The sequence below is a fragment of the Nocardia sp. NBC_00881 genome (genome assembly GCF_045207455.1).
Classification (GTDB): Bacteria; Actinomycetota; Actinomycetes; order Mycobacteriales; family Mycobacteriaceae; genus Nocardia.
Map to the genome: position 1 here is coordinate 4097572 of NZ_CP108798.1, position 17254 is coordinate 4114825.

At 67.4% G+C, this 17254-nt stretch carries 16 protein-coding genes; 11 read left to right on the forward strand and 5 right to left on the reverse strand.

Features of this window, described 5'->3' with window-relative positions:
• Positions 1–775: 775 nt before the first annotated feature.
• The 3 genes from OH799_RS17050 (at position 776) to OH799_RS17060 (ending at position 3377) form a co-directional block, all read left to right on the forward strand.
• Positions 776–1282: a pyruvoyl-dependent arginine decarboxylase gene (locus OH799_RS17050; RefSeq protein ID WP_406281402.1), complete on the forward strand. Its 507-nt coding sequence runs from the start codon at positions 776–778 to the stop codon at positions 1280–1282.
• A complete protein-coding gene (locus OH799_RS17055; protein ID WP_406281405.1) occupies positions 1279–1848 on the forward strand; it encodes a hypothetical protein in 570 nt (189 codons plus the stop codon). Before OH799_RS17050 ends, OH799_RS17055 begins: the two co-directional genes overlap by 4 nt.
• Before the next feature lie 86 nt (positions 1849–1934).
• The gene (locus tag OH799_RS17060) at positions 1935–3377 is read left to right on the forward strand and encodes a diguanylate cyclase domain-containing protein (RefSeq protein WP_406281408.1); all 1443 of its coding nucleotides are present in this window, start codon (positions 1935–1937) and stop codon (positions 3375–3377) included.
• Position 3378: 1 nt separating this feature from the next.
• Here OH799_RS17060 and OH799_RS17065 read toward each other — a convergent pair whose 3' ends face one another.
• Both OH799_RS17065 and OH799_RS17070 read right to left on the reverse strand, forming a co-directional pair.
• Positions 3379–4152 (reverse strand): DUF6319 family protein, encoded by a 774-nt coding sequence (locus OH799_RS17065; protein WP_406281413.1) that lies wholly within the window; start codon positions 4150–4152, stop codon positions 3379–3381.
• A 218-nt stretch (positions 4153–4370) separates the two neighbouring features.
• On the reverse strand, positions 4371–4991 hold the full coding sequence (locus OH799_RS17070; protein WP_406281416.1) for a TetR/AcrR family transcriptional regulator: 621 nt from the start codon (positions 4989–4991) through the stop codon (positions 4371–4373).
• Positions 4992–5275: 284 nt separating this feature from the next.
• Here OH799_RS17070 and OH799_RS17075 point away from each other — a divergent pair, with 284 nt between their 5' ends.
• Positions 5276–6925, forward strand: a complete 1650-nt coding sequence (locus OH799_RS17075; RefSeq protein WP_406281419.1) for a class I adenylate-forming enzyme family protein — start codon at positions 5276–5278, stop codon at positions 6923–6925.
• Between the two features lie 384 nt (positions 6926–7309).
• Entirely contained in the window at positions 7310–8332 is a 1023-nt protein-coding gene (locus OH799_RS17080) for a DoxX family membrane protein (RefSeq protein ID WP_406281422.1), read from the forward strand.
• A 35-nt stretch (positions 8333–8367) separates the two neighbouring features.
• Here OH799_RS17080 and OH799_RS17085 read toward each other — a convergent pair whose 3' ends face one another.
• Positions 8368–9198: a mycofactocin-coupled SDR family oxidoreductase gene (locus OH799_RS17085; RefSeq protein ID WP_406281425.1), complete on the reverse strand. Its 831-nt coding sequence runs from the start codon at positions 9196–9198 to the stop codon at positions 8368–8370.
• Positions 9199–9634: 436 nt separating this feature from the next.
• On the opposite strand from OH799_RS17085, the gene OH799_RS17090 reads away from it, so the two are divergent.
• Positions 9635–9859, forward strand: a complete 225-nt coding sequence (locus OH799_RS17090) for a hypothetical protein (RefSeq protein WP_406281428.1) — start codon at positions 9635–9637, stop codon at positions 9857–9859.
• 181 nt (positions 9860–10040) lie between these two features.
• The gene (locus OH799_RS17095) at positions 10041–10709 is read left to right on the forward strand and encodes a class I SAM-dependent methyltransferase (RefSeq protein ID WP_406281431.1); all 669 of its coding nucleotides are present in this window, start codon (positions 10041–10043) and stop codon (positions 10707–10709) included.
• A gap of 73 nt (positions 10710–10782) precedes the next feature.
• Here OH799_RS17095 and OH799_RS17100 read toward each other — a convergent pair whose 3' ends face one another.
• Complete coding sequence (locus OH799_RS17100; protein WP_406281434.1) at positions 10783–11964, reverse strand: PLP-dependent aminotransferase family protein; 1182 nt, start codon at positions 11962–11964, stop codon at positions 10783–10785.
• A gap of 106 nt (positions 11965–12070) precedes the next feature.
• On the reverse strand, positions 12071–12523 hold the full coding sequence (locus tag OH799_RS17105; RefSeq protein ID WP_406281437.1) for a cupin domain-containing protein: 453 nt from the start codon (positions 12521–12523) through the stop codon (positions 12071–12073).
• A gap of 506 nt (positions 12524–13029) precedes the next feature.
• Here OH799_RS17105 and OH799_RS17110 point away from each other — a divergent pair.
• The 4 genes from OH799_RS17110 (at position 13030) to OH799_RS17125 (ending at position 17219) form a co-directional block, all read left to right on the forward strand.
• Positions 13030–14211: a glycosyltransferase family 39 protein gene (locus OH799_RS17110; RefSeq protein ID WP_406281440.1), complete on the forward strand. Its 1182-nt coding sequence runs from the start codon at positions 13030–13032 to the stop codon at positions 14209–14211.
• Between the two features lie 28 nt (positions 14212–14239).
• A complete protein-coding gene (locus tag OH799_RS17115; protein WP_406281443.1) occupies positions 14240–14791 on the forward strand; it encodes a hypothetical protein in 552 nt (183 codons plus the stop codon).
• A 131-nt stretch (positions 14792–14922) separates the two neighbouring features.
• A complete protein-coding gene (locus OH799_RS17120) occupies positions 14923–15639 on the forward strand; it encodes a response regulator transcription factor (RefSeq protein ID WP_406281446.1) in 717 nt (238 codons plus the stop codon).
• Positions 15636–17219, forward strand: a complete 1584-nt coding sequence (locus OH799_RS17125; protein ID WP_406281449.1) for a sensor histidine kinase — start codon at positions 15636–15638, stop codon at positions 17217–17219. Before OH799_RS17120 ends, OH799_RS17125 begins: the two co-directional genes overlap by 4 nt.
• The last annotated feature ends 35 nt before the right edge of the window (positions 17220–17254 follow it).

Consider the following 17254-nt stretch of genomic DNA (forward strand, 5'->3'; position numbering starts at 1 on the left):
AAGCGAGAACGGGTGAATCGGCAAGCGGCACAGCTTCCCTCCTGGCGGTGAAACCGGGCGTCGAGCGAGATCGTGCGTGGTGCTGGTGCTGCCAGGCGCGCGCGACTTACTCGTCGCCCGCCGATTGGGTGTCGGGGTGACACTACTCTGCGTGATTGTCCCCGCCCGCGGGGCATAATCACGCACAAAGTCGCACCGCGAGGCGTGCCCCTCGGTCAGGGTCGGGCCGATCCCGCGTGCATCGACGCCATTCAGCAATCTTTCGGCAATCGCAATGTTCTCGGTCACCACATGTCGGGCCGGCGACGCAGCACGTCATCGGCGATCCGTTCGACTGGCACCAGGGCCGCGACGTCACGCAAGGCGGCGACGCCGAGTTCCCGGCCGCAGCCACACATCGGGCGCGCCGCTCGGCGTAGCCGCTTTCGACCGGGTCGCGCGGCTTCCCGGTATCGATAACCAGCAGCTCCAGGCCGAACGGGATCTGCCCATGCCCGACGCCGCGCAGCGACACCCCGATGGCTCGCCCCGGTGCCACCCATGTCCGCGACCTGGCCCCTCGATGTCGCCGTCTCTCGTTTCGGAGTGAGAGACACGCCGCATGAGCACTGTTTTCGGCACACAAGATGCGCGATGCGCATTCCTGACGCACAGTCGATTTTGACGCAATTCAAGCCTGCAAATTGGGGTCGAACTGTTTCCGGAGGGCACGATGATGCATAACACCCCAGGTGGCGACCTAAGGGGACGGCAGTGGATCGATCGCTTACGCCCGGTGAGTGGGCCGACGCCAGGTCCATCGCTGACGATCGAGATAGGAACCGCAACAGGAGTGGGGCCGACCGCGATGGCGGCGTTCGACGCGGCGCTACGCGGTCTGGGAGTTGGTGAGGCCAACTTGATCCGGCTGTCGTCGGTCATTCCGCCGCACGCGACCTTGGAACGCACCGGCCGGGTGCGCAAGCCGATCTCCTGGGGCGACCGCCTCTACTGCGTGTACGCGGTCCAGCACGCGAACGAGGCCGGGGCGAGCGCCGCCGCGGGCATCGGCTGGGTTCTGCGCGACGACCATTCCGGCGCAGGGCTTTTCGTGGAGCACGAAGCTGAGACCGCCGAACAGGTGTCCGACCTGATCCGGTCCAGCTTGACCGACATGACGCGGCACCGGCCGGAGCGCTTCGGCCCGGTCGACCTCTGCACCACGGAGACCGCCTCCGACGGCGATCCGGCCTGCGCGCTCGTTCTCGCCGCCTACCACACCGTGCCGTGGAGCCCACGATGAGCGGCCTCTACGTCACCGTCGAGACGACGATTCCGGACGATCGGATCGACCTGTTCCACCGCCTCTACGAGGAGGCGTTCGGCCCGCTGCGGGCCAAGGCCATCGCACGGCAGGTACTGCGGCGCGAGGAGTTCCGCGCCGAGATGGTCGATCCTCGCGTACACAAGCACGTCGCGCGGCTCGACTCGGGCGAGCCCATCGGCGTGACGACGCTGACCAGGCATCTCGACACCGTCCCATGGATCAGTCCGGACTACTTCGTGGCGCGCTACCCCGAACACGCGGCCCGCGACGCGATCTACTACGCCGGTTTGACCCTTGTTGCGCCAAGTGCACGACAAGGGGCCGCTTTCCATGCCATGATCGACTCCATTGTCCAGGTTTTGGTTGCCGAACGCGCGGCGGTCGGTTGGGACATCTGCTCGTACAACAGCACTCGGTTCTCGTTCGCCGACGGTATTCGGGCGATGCTCGATGAACAGGCGAATGTCGAAGTCGCGGTTGAGGATTCTCAGATCTACTACGTGGCCCAGTTCACAGGGGATGGAGCGACCGAGGGGGACTGATGATACCCAGCGCAGAGCAATCGAGCGGCCTGCGGCGTCGGCTCGAATTTCGCTGGTACGCAGCACTTTTAGGGGGAAACGCAGCCGTGATCGCGACGAATGTCGCGATCGACTCGCATGCGGTGTCGTTGGTGACGATGGCGGTCATTCTCATCGGAACGCTCGCGATGATGGGCATCGGGCTGCACATCCACCGGCCCGTCCATCCGCTGCCCTGGTATCTGCTGTCCGCCTCCGCCGTGCTGTTCGCGACGGGGACCGCGCTGCGCGAGGCGACCCACCATTCGATCCATCCGGTCGAGGACGCGTTCACCCTGCTCGGCTACGTCGGGGTCGGCCTCGCCGCGCTGATCTGGTTGTACCCGCGCCAGGTACGCGACAACCACGATCTGTTGCTGGACTCGGGCCTGATCGGCCTTGGCGCGCTGCTGGCCTCCTGGGCGTTTCTCATCTCGCCGATCCTGCAGTTACACGCCACCACGCTGGACACTCTGGTGGCGGCGAGCTATCCGGTGCTCGACGCACTGCTGCTCACCCTGGTCGCGCACTCGGTGGCCACCGCGACGCGCTCGGAGACCTCGCTACGGCTGCTGCACGCCGGGCTGATCGCGCTGCTGCTCGGCGATCTGGGCTACAGCCTGGAGACGGTGGGCACCCCCATCGGGCGCGACGTCTTACTCGCTCCACTGCTGGCCGCCTACGCCACCGTGGGTGTCGCGGCCCTGCATCCGACCATGGCCGCGCTCGGGACACCGCGCCGGATCCATCCACACCACTCCCGGCAGCGGGCCAGCGTCATCGCGGTCGCACTGATCGTGGCCTCGCTGGTCCCGGTGGTCGGGTCCAGCTTGGACACTCTCGACCGCGTGGTGGTGTCATCACTGTTCGCACTGCTGCTGATCGGAGTGCTGGTGCGGAGCGAGCGCGCCATCGTGCGTAGTGCACGCAGCGAACGACGCGCCCAGTACCAGGCCGACCATGACATGCTCACCGGTCTGCTGAACCGGGCCGCGCTGCTGCGCGCGCTCGACAGCAATCGCGAGCAGTCGGGCGAGCAGCCGGTCTGCCTGCTGTTCATCGACCTGGACGGCTTCAAGAACGTCAACGACAGTTACGGGCACGCGGTCGGCGACGAGCTGATCGCGACCGCGGCCGCTCGGATCCGGCGTGTGGTGCGTCGCGAGGACGTGGTGTCCCGGTACGGCGGCGACGAGTTCGTCGTGCTGTCCCCGCTGGCCAGGCAGGAGGCCGCGGTGCTGGCCGAACGACTGATCGGTGCGTTCGTCCGGCCGTTCGAGCTGAGCGCGGGCGAGATTCCGATCACCGCGAGCATCGGTATCGCGTGCGTTGGTCCGCGCAGCTCGGACACCAACGTCCACAATCTGATCCGCGACGCGGATGCGGCCATGTACCACGCGAAGGAAAACTCCCTCGGCTACACGTTCCACGACGACGCGCCGCACGCGCTGACAAACACCAGGCGCCGGATCTGCCGCCCAGCCGATCGCTCCACCAGCAGCGCGGTGTGAATCAGTCCCGCAGGTCCTCCAGCAGGCGCTTGGCCTCCTCGAGCTCGGCCTGCAACTGCTGAACCTTGGCTTCCTGCACGCCGCGCGCCGCCTCCAGAATTCCGGCCACCACGTCGGCAACCTCGGGATGCAGGACCTTGGCCGCCTGCGCCACCGCCGAACTGTTCACCGGTAGGCCGCGCACCGTCCGCTTCTTACCGCTGACCACATCGACCGACCACTCGCCGTCGGCAGTGCCGGTCAGCGTCACCGTGACCTCGGGCGCCTTCGTCTTGCGCGCGGCAGGCGCCTTGGCGGCCTTGGCCGCATTCGCCGCCGGCGTCTGCTTGACCGAGCCCTTGGCCGCACCATCCTGTTCGCTTGGTTCCGGTGTGCTCCTCAGCGGTTTCGGGGTGACCGGCGGCGCGGGAGCGCTCCCCTGCGCGGACGGTGTCGCGGTGCTCGTAGAGGTCGACGTCTGGGTCACAGCGGATTCCTTTCTTGTTGTCGGCTTCGGCGGGGCAGCGGAAACCGCGACCCCTCGCGGTGGCTTGGTCAACGTCACTTCTGTGGGAGAGAAGGACAGTACATCTTTCGAGCCGGTCGGCCGGACCTGGAGGAAGTCTCCGTCGGCCGGGTCACCGAGAGCGATCACCTTTCCCGACCGTCCCTCCGGCACGCCGACCGCGGCCGCGGTGAACCACACCATGGGCGGGCGGCCACCGGCGATGTCCGTGGCGATCTGCTGAATCTCACTGTCCGACAATGGCTGTGGTTTGGTTCTTGGCGACGGCATGGTGCACTCCGAGCGGTGTTCGTGGATGGCTGCGTGCACAGATGATGCCGCACTGCTCCGACAGATATCCAAGCCACTGCCGAATCGACTTCGAGCGCAAGCAGGTTCGAGCATCCAGCGAATTTCGAGCTACATTCGGGCGAAGCCCATGCCGGTCCATTTCGTGCCCTCGCGGTTGCGCCCACCGACTTCCGCGGGCCACCGGCCGGCGGGGTCGTTCAACGCGCGCCGGTGGGCGCCCGCAGCGCCGGGAACCAGATGTCGGCGAGAACCTCGGCGGCCTGCTCCGTGGAGACTTCGATGGTCCCCTGCATGGCCCACCGGGTGAAGAACCGTTCCAGTTGCGCCACAAGCAGCTCCACGCGCAACCGGGCCTCGTCCTGTCGGTCGGCGGGCCAGCCCGCGAGGTAGGAGGTCATCGCGTTCGGCAGCGCGCGAATGCCGTCGCGCGCGAGTGCGCGGAACTCCGGCTCCAGCGCCGTCGCCTCGTCCCAGGCGGGCAGCAGGTCCTTGTACGCGTGGAACCACTCGATCGCGCGGGTGACCCAGCCGACGAATTCGACGCGCGAACCGGCCTCCAATACTCGATCGAGGTCCTCGTAGAAGTGCAGCGTGCTGGGCACGGTGCTCTGCGCGGCGAGGGCGCTCAAGATCTCCACCTTGCTCGCGAAGTGCAGATAGAAGGTCGCGCGGCTGCAGCCGACCGCCGCCGCGATGTCGTCCACCCGAACCGCCGCGTAGCCGCGGGTGCTGAACAGCTCCTTGGCGCCGGCCATGAGCCGTGCCCTGGTCCGCTGCTTCTGCTCCTCCCGCAGGCTGGTGTTCGCTTTCGTGCGCATGGTGAACAGGTCCCTCGTGTGCGTCGAAAGAGGTGCTGACGTGCGACTTTCGAGGGGAAAGGCGGTAACGCGCAGCGGAGCGATCGCTCTCGCTAGACAATACGTCATTCACTAGACATACCGTCTAGCCGATGTTAGCTTGTTGCCTACGTCACTCCGCCACGCGCCGGACGGTTCGACGCCATATCGAGCGTCACTGTGGGCAGGTGGCGGCCCCTCCCAGCACAAGGACAGTGAATGACGGCGACCGGACTCCCCCGTGCCTGCGTAGCGATGAGGAAGAGATGACGAAGCCTTTCGATCCGCAGGCATTCGCGGCCGAGGCGGCGGCCCGGCTCACGGGCCCCGGCGGACGGTTCGAGCTGGTGGTCGAAGACGTGCTCGGCGCGCAGATGCCGGTGATGCGCCACCGCAGCGCCTCCCTGGGCGAGGTGCTCGCCGCGTCGACCGCGCACGGCGACCGGGCCTATCTGGTCACCGAAGACCGACGGATGTCCTTCACCGAGCACGCATCCGCCGTCGCGGCGCTGGCCGCGGCGCTGCGTGCGCGCTACGGCGTGGGAAAGGGCGACCGCGTCGGCATTCTCGCGGCGAACACACCCGAGTGGGTCCTGACGTTCTGGGCGGCGCAAGCACTCGGCGCGATCGCGGTCGGCTACAACGCGTGGTGGGCCCCACGCGAGATCGCCTACGGCGTCGAGCACACGAGCCCCACCGTGCTCGTCGTCGACGCGAAGCGCGCCGCACTGCTGGCCGAGCTGGACATCCGAGTGCCGGTGCTCACCATGGAACACGACCTGCCGGCACTGTTGACCGACTTCCCGACCGCCACGCTGCCGAACATCGAGGTCGACGAGGACGACCCCGCGGTGATCCTCTACACCAGCGGCACCAGCGGGCGCCCCAAAGGGGCGGTGCATTCGCACCGAAACCTGGTGGCGGTCATCGACTACCACATGTTCAACGACGCGCTGGCCGCCGCGTTCACCGGCACTACCGAGCTGCCCAGCGGGCGAAGCTATCTGCTCACCTCGCCGCTGTTCCACATCGCCAGCCTGCACAATCTGGTGGTGCCCCGCCTGGTCACCGGCGACGCGGCCGTCATCCACCAGGGTTCCTTCGACGCCGACCGGGTGCTGCGGCTGATCGAGCGGGAACGAATCAGCAATTGGGGCGCCATGCCGACCATGGCCACCAGGATGCTCGAACTCGACCTGTCGCACTACGACCTGTCCTCGCTGACCGCGTTCTCCCTCAACTCCGCGCCCTCGTCGGCCGCCCTGCAACAGCAACTGCGCGATCACCTCCCTGTCGCACGGAACGCCCTGGTGACGAGCTATGGCCTCACCGAATGCAGCACCGCGGCGACACTGGCCGGTCCGGCCGAACTCGCTGCGTTTCCGGACACCGTGGGGCGACCGGTCGTCGGCGTCACGCTGGAGATCCGCGACAGCGCGGGCAACACCGTCCCCGAGGGCACCGAAGGCGAGATCTGCGTGCGCAGCCCGTACGTGATGCTCGGCTACTGGCAGGACGAGGCGGCCACCGCCGCGGCGATCACCCCCGACCGCTGGCTGCGCACCGGCGATATCGGTGTCCTGGAAGACGGCAGACTGCGATTGTCCGGGCGACGTTCTGATCTCATCCTGCGCGGCGGGGAGAACGTCTACCCCACCGAGGTCGAGCAGTGCCTGGAGGAACATCCCGCTGTGCGCGAATGCGCGGTGGTCGGCGTGCCGGACGCCGACCTCGGACAGCAGGTCGCCGCCCTCGTCGTCGTCGAAAGCGCCACTGCGACAACGGAGGACGAACTACGCGCGTTCACCGCCGACCGGCTCGCCTACTACAAGGTCCCCGCCCGCTGGCGGCTCACCACCACCGCCCTCCCGCGCAACGCGACCGGCAAGGTCGTGCGTACCGCCATCGAGGTGTGAAACTTGGATACGCCACCCTTTCGACAACCGTCTCGGTTGCTGAACCGCAACGACGTGTTCCGTGGCGGTGATCACTGCCGTGGAGCCGCCCGATTGCGGCTCTCCCGATGGTGGAGGACCCGGACCGGTCACCGCGAGCAACACCGGCTCCCCGGCGGCCGGCGCATTCGTTCCGAAGGGAACCGAAGCTCCTGAGTGGCACGCTCACAGCGGCACGGCACGGTAGAGCACGGCTCAGCGAAGCCTCAACCACCCCTTGACAGTTGGCTATCAATTAGCTGTTACTCGACCAGACCGTCGCCTCCCGACGTTCCTGGGAGCGTGTTTGACCTGGAGTCTTCCGGGAATCCGGTCCGTACGGACATCTAGGGAAGGGGTTATGCCATGTTTTTGCGCCGACTCGCCCGGCCGCTGCTGGCCACCGCATTCGTCGTGGATGGGGTAGATACGCTGCGGCGCCCGGAGGAGCGGGTCAAGGTGGCGACCGAACTGGTGCAGCGGGGGCAGCGACAGCTCCCCGATGAGGTTGCCGCAAAGCTGCCTGCCGATCCGGCGACCGTGGTGCGAATCAACGCGGCCGCCCAGGTCGGCGGCGGCGTACTGCTCGCGCTGGGTAAGGCGCCGCGCCTGGCCGCCCTGGTGCTCGCCGCGACTGTCGTGCCCGCGGCTGTCACCGAGCAGGACTTCTGGAACGAGCAGGACCCGGCGCGCAAGTCGGCGAAGCGGACCGCGTTCCTGAAGGACCTCGGGCTGCTCGGCGGCCTGATGATCGCCGCGGCCGACACCGAGGGCAAGCCCTCGCTGGGCTGGCGTGGACGCCGGGCCGCGCGCGACGCCGCCGCCGCGGTATCGGCTTCGCTGCCGTTCGGCGCGACCTCGAACGGCGCCACCGGTGCCGCGCTGCGCAAGCACGCACACGACGCGGCCGAGCGGGCGCGCACGCTGGGTGCTGTAGCCGCGAGCAAGGGGGCCGAGCTGGCCGAGACTGCCCAGCGGCACGGCCCGGAGTGGACCGAGGCCGCCAAAGAACACGGAGCCGACTGGGCCGAAGCCGCCAAAGAACACGGAGCCGACTGGGCCGAAGCCGCCAAAGAACACGGAGCCGACTGGGCCGAAGCCGCCAAAGAGCGCAGCGCGGAGTGGGCCGAGATCGCCAAGAAGCGCAGCGCGCTGCTCGCCGACCTGGCCAAACACCGCGGTGCGGAATGGACGGAGATCGCCAAGGAGCGCAGCGCGGAGCTGGCCGAGCGCGCCAAGCAACGCGGACCCGAAATAGCTGAGATCGCACGGGAACGCGGGGCTAAAACCGCGCACGCCGCACGGGAACGAGGGGCAAAGACCGCGCACGCCGCACGCGATCGGGCCGAAGCGCGGACGCCACTGAGTGGGCGCCACCTCTTCCACTAGCCGCTCTGGAGTCGGTGGGTCCGCGCCGCAGACCGTCAAGCCGTATTCGCACTGAGCCCAGCGGAGATCGTCACAGCCTCGCCGTTGAAGTGGCGGCCATGCTCGGAAACCAGCAGGAGCACGGCGTCCGCTACCTCGGCGGGCTGGATCAGATCACCGTTCGGTGGCCCGGATTCGATGATCGCCATCCAGTCCTCCCGGGTGGGATCATCCTTATCCGGCACCATGAGTCGCCAGGTCGCCGGGTTTTGGATCATGTCGGTGTCCACACCGGAGGGCAGCACGGCGTTGACCGTGATGCCGTAGTCCGCCACCTCCAGCGACAGCGATTTCACCAGGCCGAGCACGCCCCACTTCGCCGCGGCGTAATGCCCGGCGTTGCGTACGCCCATCTTGGCCACGATGGACGATGTGGCGATAACGCGCCCCCACCGGCGCTCCATCATGTGCGGCACCACCGCACGGAAGCTGTGGAAGACGCCGGTCAGGTTGATATCGATCATGTCCCGCCACAGCTGCTCGTCCATCTCGGCGATGGGCGAGTTGGACGCGATTCCCGCGTTGGCGATCAGGATGTCGATGCGGCCGAACTCCTCGATCGCGCGCTCGGCGACGGAGTGCATCTGCTCCTGACTGCGCACGTCCGCTTTCATCGGAACGCATCGGCGGCCGGTCTTCTCGACCAGCTCGACGGTGTCAGCCAGGTCGTCCTCGGTGCTCAGCTCATACGGCAAACCGGCCAGTGGTTCGGCGATATCGCACACCACGACGTCGGCGCCGGCTCCCGCCAGAGCCAGCGCGTGCGCCCGGCCCTGTCCCCGGGCACCACCGGTGATCACGGCTACCTTGTCGTCGAGATTCCCCACGTCGGGCTCCTCCAGTCAGGTATGTACTTCGGCCGCACCCATCGTGTCACGCGCGGGTACGGCGGATTCCAGGTTTCCGGACGAGTGTCGACGCGATTTCCCGCTCATGGGAACCGGTGCCGGGCGCGGCGCACTCTGCACGCTCCGGGCAGCGCCCAGTCCCCGATGATCGACCACGCTGACGGCGCGGCTTGTCGAAAACCTCACCGGCAGTGGCACAATGAGCACCGTCCGCGCCGGCTCAGCGCCGGATCGGACACGTCCGCGGCACGGACGAGCCGACCCGATCGTGGCAACGAACACCGCACGAACCGCTGCGACCCGTACAGCGACGAAGTGAGCGCGATGTACGCTGCGCGCCGGAGGAATCCCGCCCGTGTCTCCACATCCTTCCGGTGCGCGGTCCGGCGCACCCGCAATTGTTCCTGGGGGCCCGATGACCGATTGTGAGTACCTAGCCGTGGATCTCGACCGACAGTTCTGCACCACACCGAGCGACCACGATGCCGCCGTGGCCGACCAGATCACGAGCTCGCAGATACGCAGGCTGATCTACACGGCCATAGGTCTTTCCGACGACTCCATCGACCTGCTGACAACGATGAGCGGCCGCCTGCGCGCCGCCGAGGGCATGATCTTGCGCGACCCGCTCGACGACTGAAGGTCCGCCGAACGCTCGGAACACGACGAACAGCGCCCTTCGCCGCCCCGGTCCGGCGCCAGACCCGAGCCATGACATGGACCAGGCGGCTCGCCCGAGCAGACAAGGCCCAGCGGGAGGTTTGTTGCCGAACCGGCAACGATCTTTGCCGAATTGGCCATATGGGCGGATTGTGTGAATCATGAGCGCCACACATCAGCACGACAATGGGACCGCGCGGACGACGATCGAGTACTGGGAGGCCTTCTACCAGGAGCGCGAGCAAGTCTGGTCGGGGCGGCCGAACTTCCTCCTGGTTCGTGAAATCGACTCGGTCGCAGCGGGTTCCGCGCTAGATCTGGGTTGTGCCGAGGGCGCCGACGCGATCTGGCTGGCCGAGCGCGGCTGGCAGGTCACCGCGACCGACGTGTCGGAGACCGCTCTCGCCCGTGCCAAAGCGCAGGCGGCAAAACACGAGCTGGCCGGCGACATCGACTGGCAGCAGCATGATCTCGCCGAGACCTTCCCCTCCGGGCGCTTCGACCTCGTTTCGGCGCACTACCTGCACTCACCGCCGGCCCAGGCCGATGAGCGGACGAAGATCCTGCGCAGGGCGGCGGAGGCGGTGGCGCCCGGTGGGCTGCTGCTGATCGTCGGCCACGCGGAATGGCCGACCTGGGTGGTGGAGCCACCGATGCACGTGCACTTCCCGACCACCGCCGAGGTACGCGAGAGACTCGAACTCGACCCGGCCGAATGGCAGGTGGAACTCGAGGAAGTCGTCGATCGCGAGCACCGAGGACCGGAGGGGCAGCCGGGTACCCGTAGAGACAACATCCTACGAATTCGCCGTGTCTCTTCCGAGCGCTGAAGACCTTTCAGCAGACGAAGACCCGTATAGGCGACGATTCCGGTGTCACACGACTACTACAGTGAACGCTCGTTCACGATGTCTGGCACACTGTGGCCAACAGCTTGATGCCACGGTCGATGTCGGCTTCGGGCACGCTGGCAAAGCTCAACCGCATCGCGTTGTGTGACGCATCGGGGGCGGCGAAGAACACACTCCCGGGCATAAACGCCACCCCGGCCTCCAGCGCAGGTCGCATCAGCGCATCAGCGTCGAAATCGGCCGGGCCTTCGACCCACACGAACATGCCGCCATCGGGTTCGGTCCAGGAGAATCCGGTCGGGAAGTGCCTTCCCAGCGCTTCCACCACCGTATCCAACTTGGCCGCATAGGTTTCCACGATACGGGCCAGGTGCGTGGACGCTACTGCGCTGCCGAGGAATTCGGCGGCGATGGCCTGGTTGAGTACCGAGGTCTGCATGTCGATTCCCTGTTTCAGCGCGAGCACAGGCTCCAACAGATATTCGGGCAGCACCGTGATGCCGATTCGCAGTGCCGGTGCCACCGTTTTCGACAGCGACGTGATGTAAACGGTGTTGTCCGGCGCGAAGGACCAGAATGTCGGCAGTGGCTCACCTCTATACCGCAGGTCGGTGTATACGTCATCCTCTACCACCAGCTCACCGCGCCTCGTGACCACCTCGGCTATGCGTAGGCGCCGCACTTCGGGCATCGTCCGCCCGGTCGGGTTGTGGAAGGTCGGCAACAGGTAGACGAAGGCTGTGTCGTGTTGTGCCAGTGCGGCATCCAGCGCCTCCGGCAGAATGCCGTATTCGTCGGACTCGACACCGATCACCGTCGCGCCGTGACTGCGGAATACCTTCACCGCGGGGCCGTAGGTGGGGGTTTCCACCAGCACCACATCACCTGGGTCGAGCAGCGCCATGCACACGTTGTGCAACGCGCCGGAGCCTCCCGTCGCGATGTGCAGCCGGTGCGGCGGACATCCGATTCCTCGGTCGGCCAATAGGATCCGCGCCTGCTCCAGCAGCGGTGGAAACCCCCGAGTCAATCCGTACTGCAATGCGGCGTTCCCATACTTAGCGATCGCACCAGCGGCCAGTGATGCGACCATATCGCCTGGTAGCAGAGCCGGGTCTGGTACGCCGACTGCGAACGAGATCGCCGCAGGACGGTGCTGCAGCGTCGCGTAGATGTCGTCGATCGGCCCGCTGCTCACCGCCGCGCCGCGACTGAATGCGAAATCGACACTCATGACTCCACCTCGCCGACGTTCGTTCATGACTCCACCTCGCCGGCGTTCGGCTCCGTCACGACCGAACGATGCTCGGCGACGCCGATTGTTCGCTCGCTGCGCTCGCTCATGTCACGGCGAGCTCACGCCGCAAACGCACGGCGATATCCGCGGCCGCGGAATCATATTCGGGCACCAACACCAAATCGTCGCTGAACAGCGGATCGGTGCGTATGTCCACTGCCACCAAATCCTCGGTGTCACTGAGATTCACGGCCACATGGACTACGCCCTCGGGGACGTAGAGGAATTCGCCCGGCCCATGCACGTGCGGCGTCAATTCCGGCCCGATCAGCGTCGCGGCCCTTCCGCGCAGGCACACCACTATGGTTTCGCTGTGCGCGTGGTAGTGAGCTTTCGCTACCTTACCCGGCGCCATGTTCACCATCGCCGCCGAAATGCCTTCGGCTCCGCAGGTTTCCTTCGTTATGCACGGCACCAGGTGCTGTCCGTGCGGGCCGATGGTCTCTGCGCGCTCGGCCGCGGCAACCACTCGCACCGTCTTTGCAACGTCTTTCACAGGCCCAACCTACTGGCCGGTCGCGTATCGGATGAAAGTCGGTCATTCCCACTGATGGCAGAGCCGTCCGGACGCCGAATTCACCTGGTCTTTCCACTCCTTCCAGCAACGCCGCCAGCAGGCCATCGCGTCGGGGCCGGACGGGATTATTCGGCTTCCCCCGTCGGGACGGCATCGCGACCGCCGGCCCCGTTCGAGTAGAGCCAACCCAACGCGGTCAGCGAGGCGGTGTCCTGACCCTCGTGCGGTGATGCGCGATGGCCACGGCCGGTGACGCACTCGGCATCCACGCCCGCCGAGTGCGTCACCTGCATACCGCCTCACAGCGCACTCCCAGGTTTGCCCGAGGTTGCGGGCAGGCTGCCTTCCTAGCCTTCGGATAGTCGAAGAGTTCCACGAGGAAAAGGGAAGGCAGGTCATGGCGTCGATAACGAGTGCCCCGGGAGGCGTGGAGGCCGCCGCGAGGTCCGTCGGCGCCCACCGCGCCCCGCTGACCGGAGTGGGTTATGGGCTTGTCGGTGCGGTTGCTCGGGTTCGGCTCGTGGTCGCTGCTGCTGCCGCAGGCGCTGATGGGCGTGGGGTCGGTGGCGTTGCTGTCGGCAGCGGTGCGCCGATGGAGTGGCCCAGGCGCGGGCCTTCTTGCCGGCGCGGCGTTGGCCGCGACCCCGGTGGCGGCGTTGATGTTCCGCTTCGACAACCCAGATGCGTTACTGACGCTGGTGTTGGTCGCGGCGGCCTATTGCACGGTGCGGGCCATCGACGCGCGCGATGCGCGCTGGCGTTCCGCGAGCACAGGCTGGCTGGCGCTGGCCGGTGTCGCTGTCGGATTCGGGTTCCTGACCAAGATGATGCAAGCGTTCCTCGTTCTGCCCGCGATGGTGCTGGTGTTCCTGGTCGTCGCGACAGGGGGATTCTGGTCTCGGGTCGGCAAATTGGTGACCGCGTGCGCGGCCATGGTTGTCACAGGCGGCTGGTATGTGCTGTTGGTCGAGCTGTGGCCCGTGGATTCCCGTCCCTACATCGGCGGGTCTACCGACAACAGCCTGTGGGAACTGGCCCTCGGCTACAACGGGATGGGTCGACTGCTCGGCGGCAGCGGCAACCGGAGCGGAAACTCCGGCGGCCCCGGCGGCGGGGGCATGGGCGGCGCGTTCGGCGGCGACACCGGACTCACCCGGCTGTTCAGCGGCACCATGGCCACCGAGGCGTCCTGGCTGCTTCCGGCCGCGCTGATCGGGCTGCTCGCCGGGCTGTGGCTCAGCCGCCGTGCCCCACGCACCGATCCGCTGCGCGCGGGCATGATCTTGTGGGGCGGCTGGCTGCTGGGCACCGGCCTGGTGTTCAGCTATATGAGCGGAACCATCCACCCGTACTACACCGTGGCACTGGCGCCCGGCATCGCCGGTGTCGCCGGTATCTCCGTCGCGCAGCTGTGGCGGCGGCGCGGGCACGTGGCGGCCAGGATCACCCTCGCGGTGTTGTCCACGGTTACCGGGGTCTGGGCGTTCGTATTGCTGGACCGCATACCGGACTGGCTGCCCTGGCTGCGCTGGACAGTGCTCGTCACCGCGCTGGTCGTGGCGGTGGCCCTGGTGGTCGGCGCGCATCGGTCCCGCAAAGTAGCGGTCGCTCTTGCCGCGGCGGGACTGATCGCCGGGTTCGCCGGGTCGACGGCATACGCCGTATAGGCGGCCACACCACACGCACAGCGGCGGCATGCCCTCTTCCGGACCGGCGCAGGCGAACGCGATGGACGGACCGCGTCCGGATGGGCGCGACGACGCTGGGGCGGACGGCGCGTCGGCCACCGCCACCGGAGACGGCGCGGACGGGACGGGGACGGCAGGTGGGATGACCACCGCCGACGGGGCACCCGCCGGCGACGGCGGCTTCGGCAGCCCCGGCGGCGGCAACGCGAACAACGCGGAACTGAACACCCTCCTGGCGAACACCGATAACCGATGGTCGGCAGCGAGCATCGGCTCCTTTACCGCGTCGAGCCTCGAGCTGCGCACAGGCACGTCGGTGATCGCGATCGGCGGGTTCAACGGTGACGATAATTCGCCGACGCTGGCACAGTTCCAGCAATACGTCGCCAACGGTGCGGTGCACTACTTCATCGCACAGGGACAAGGCGGCTCGCGGCCGGGCACCGATGGCGCGAAGTCGGCGGCCGACCAGATTACCGAGTGGGTGAAGGCCCACTATACGGCCGTGACAGTGGGAAACGTCCCGGTATACGACCTGACCGCGCCGACCGGCAGCTGAGCCGATCGAACCGTGACGGCCGCGTCGCGATCGTGCGACGCGGCCATTCGGTGTTCGGTACGCCGGGTGCTCACAGAAAACACCCAGCTTCCTCGGAGGTTGCGCGCTGCCTTCGGCGCGATCATGGGCTCATGACCAGTACCGAAACCGAAGCCCGCGTCCTCGTCATCGACGACGAACCGATGATCGTCGAGTTGCTCGCGGTGAGCCTGCGTTTTCAGGGCTTCGACGTGGCGACCGCGATCAGCGGCGCCGACGGCCTGGACAAGGTGCGCGCGTTTCGCCCGGATGCCCTCATCGTCGACGTGATGATGCCAGGGATGGATGGGTTCGGGCTGCTGCGACGATTGCGGGCCGACGGCGTGGCCGCGCCCGTGCTGTTCCTGACCGCGCGCGACGACGTCGAAGACAAGCTCGCCGGACTGACCCTCGGCGCCGACGACTATGTGACCAAACCGTTCAGCCTGGAGGAGGTCATCGCACGACTGCGCGTGATCCTGCGCCGCAGCGGAAAACGCTCCGTGGAAGAGGGCGCCCACCGTATCGCGGTGAGCGATCTGGTGCTCGATGAGGACAGTCACGAAGTGTGGAAGGCGGGTGCGCCGGTGGCGTTGTCACCCACCGAGTTCACCCTGCTGCGATACTTCATGGTCAACGCGGGCAAGGTGCTGAGCAAGCCGAAGATCCTGGACCACGTGTGGCGCTACGACTTCGGCGGCGATGCGGGCGTGGTCGAGTCGTATGTCTCGTATCTGCGGCGCAAGATCGACACAAGCGAGCCGAAGCTGCTGCATACGCTGCGTGGCGTGGGATACGTGCTGCGCGAACCACCATCGAGCCGGGCGTGAACGCGCGAGCGAGGCTGTCGCGGCAGGTGTCGGCGGTCCCGCTGCGGGTGGGGCTGGTTATCGTCCTGTTGCTGCTGACGGCAGCGGCGTTGTTCGCGTCGGGGACCGCGGTGACCTCGGCGCTGAGCCGGTCGCTGACCCAACGCACCGACGAGCAGCTCTACGACTCGGCCCGGTCGTGGGCGGAACCACGCCCCATGAAGCAGGTGACCACCCAAGACGGTCGGGTGCAATGGGTTCCGGCCGACTTGCCCGCCGTGCCGGTGCAGCCCCGATCGGTGGGCGAACAGCCGCGCCGGTTCTTCGAACTACGCAAGGGCACCGACGGACAGGTGTACGTGGAGTTGCCCGGCAATAACGGTTCCGCCGGCACACCGGATCTCGGCGGCCAGCGGGCCGATACCCCGGTGACGGTCGGGTCCACGGGCGAGTCGTCGGTGCGCTGGCGGGTGCTCACCACCAACAACAAGTACGGTTCGACCACTATCGGCCTGCCGCTGACCGACAACCAGGAGACGGTTTCGAGGCTGATCTATATCGAGATCGGCACCGGCGCAATGGCTTTGCTCGCGCTCGGTGCCATCGGGTACCTCGTCATCCGGCGCAGCCTGCGGCCGTTACGCGAGGTAGAGGAGACTGCGGCGGCGATCGCGGGCGGCGACCTGCACCGGCGCGTTCCGGTGCGCGGGGTCGACACCGAAGTCGATCATCTGGCCAGGTCGTTGAACGAGATGCTCGCGCAGATCCAGCACGGTGTGGCCGCGACCGAGGCGTCCGAGGAAGCCGCCAGACGCTCGGAGGCACGGATGCGCCGGTTCGTCGCGGACGCCAGTCACGAATTACGCACGCCGCTCACCACGATTCGCGGATTCGCCGAGCTGTATCGGCAGGGCGCCAGCTCCGACGCACGGATGGTGGTCGGCCGGATCGAGGCGGAAGCCGAACGGATGGGCCTGCTCGTCGAGGATCTGCTGCTGCTGGCGCGGCTGGACGAGAAGCGCCCGCTGGCGCGCGAATCCGTCGATCTGCTCGCCCTCACCGGGGACGCCGTCCACAGTTCGCAGGCCATGGCCGCCCGCCAGAAGACGACACCCACCGCACCGGACCGGCCGATCACGCTGCTGATCGGCGACGGCGAAGGAACTATGGACGTGATCGGCGACGAGGCCCGACTCCGCCAGGTGCTGGCCAACCTGCTCGGCAACGCGGTCACCCACACCCCGCCGGAGGCACCGATCACAGTGCGGCTCAGTCCGCTGTCCGACCGGGTCCGTATCGACGTGATCGACTCGGGTCCCGGCCTGTCCCCCGAAGCAGCCGCCCGAGTCTTCGAACGCTTCTACCGCACCGACACGTCGCGTACCCGTGCCAGTGGCGGCAGCGGCCTCGGCTTGTCCATCGTGCAGGCGCTTGTCACCGCCCACGGCGGCCGGGTATCGGTGGACACCGAACCGGGCCGCGGCGCGACCTTCACGGTCGTCCTGCCCCGCGAACCAGAGGCGGCGAGCCGCAATCGCGCTCAGCCCGCCGGTCGGCAACGTTCACGCGGCAGTCACGGCACGGCAGGTCGGGTGACTTAGAGGTCGCTTCGAGATCAACGGCAACTGGTGGCGAC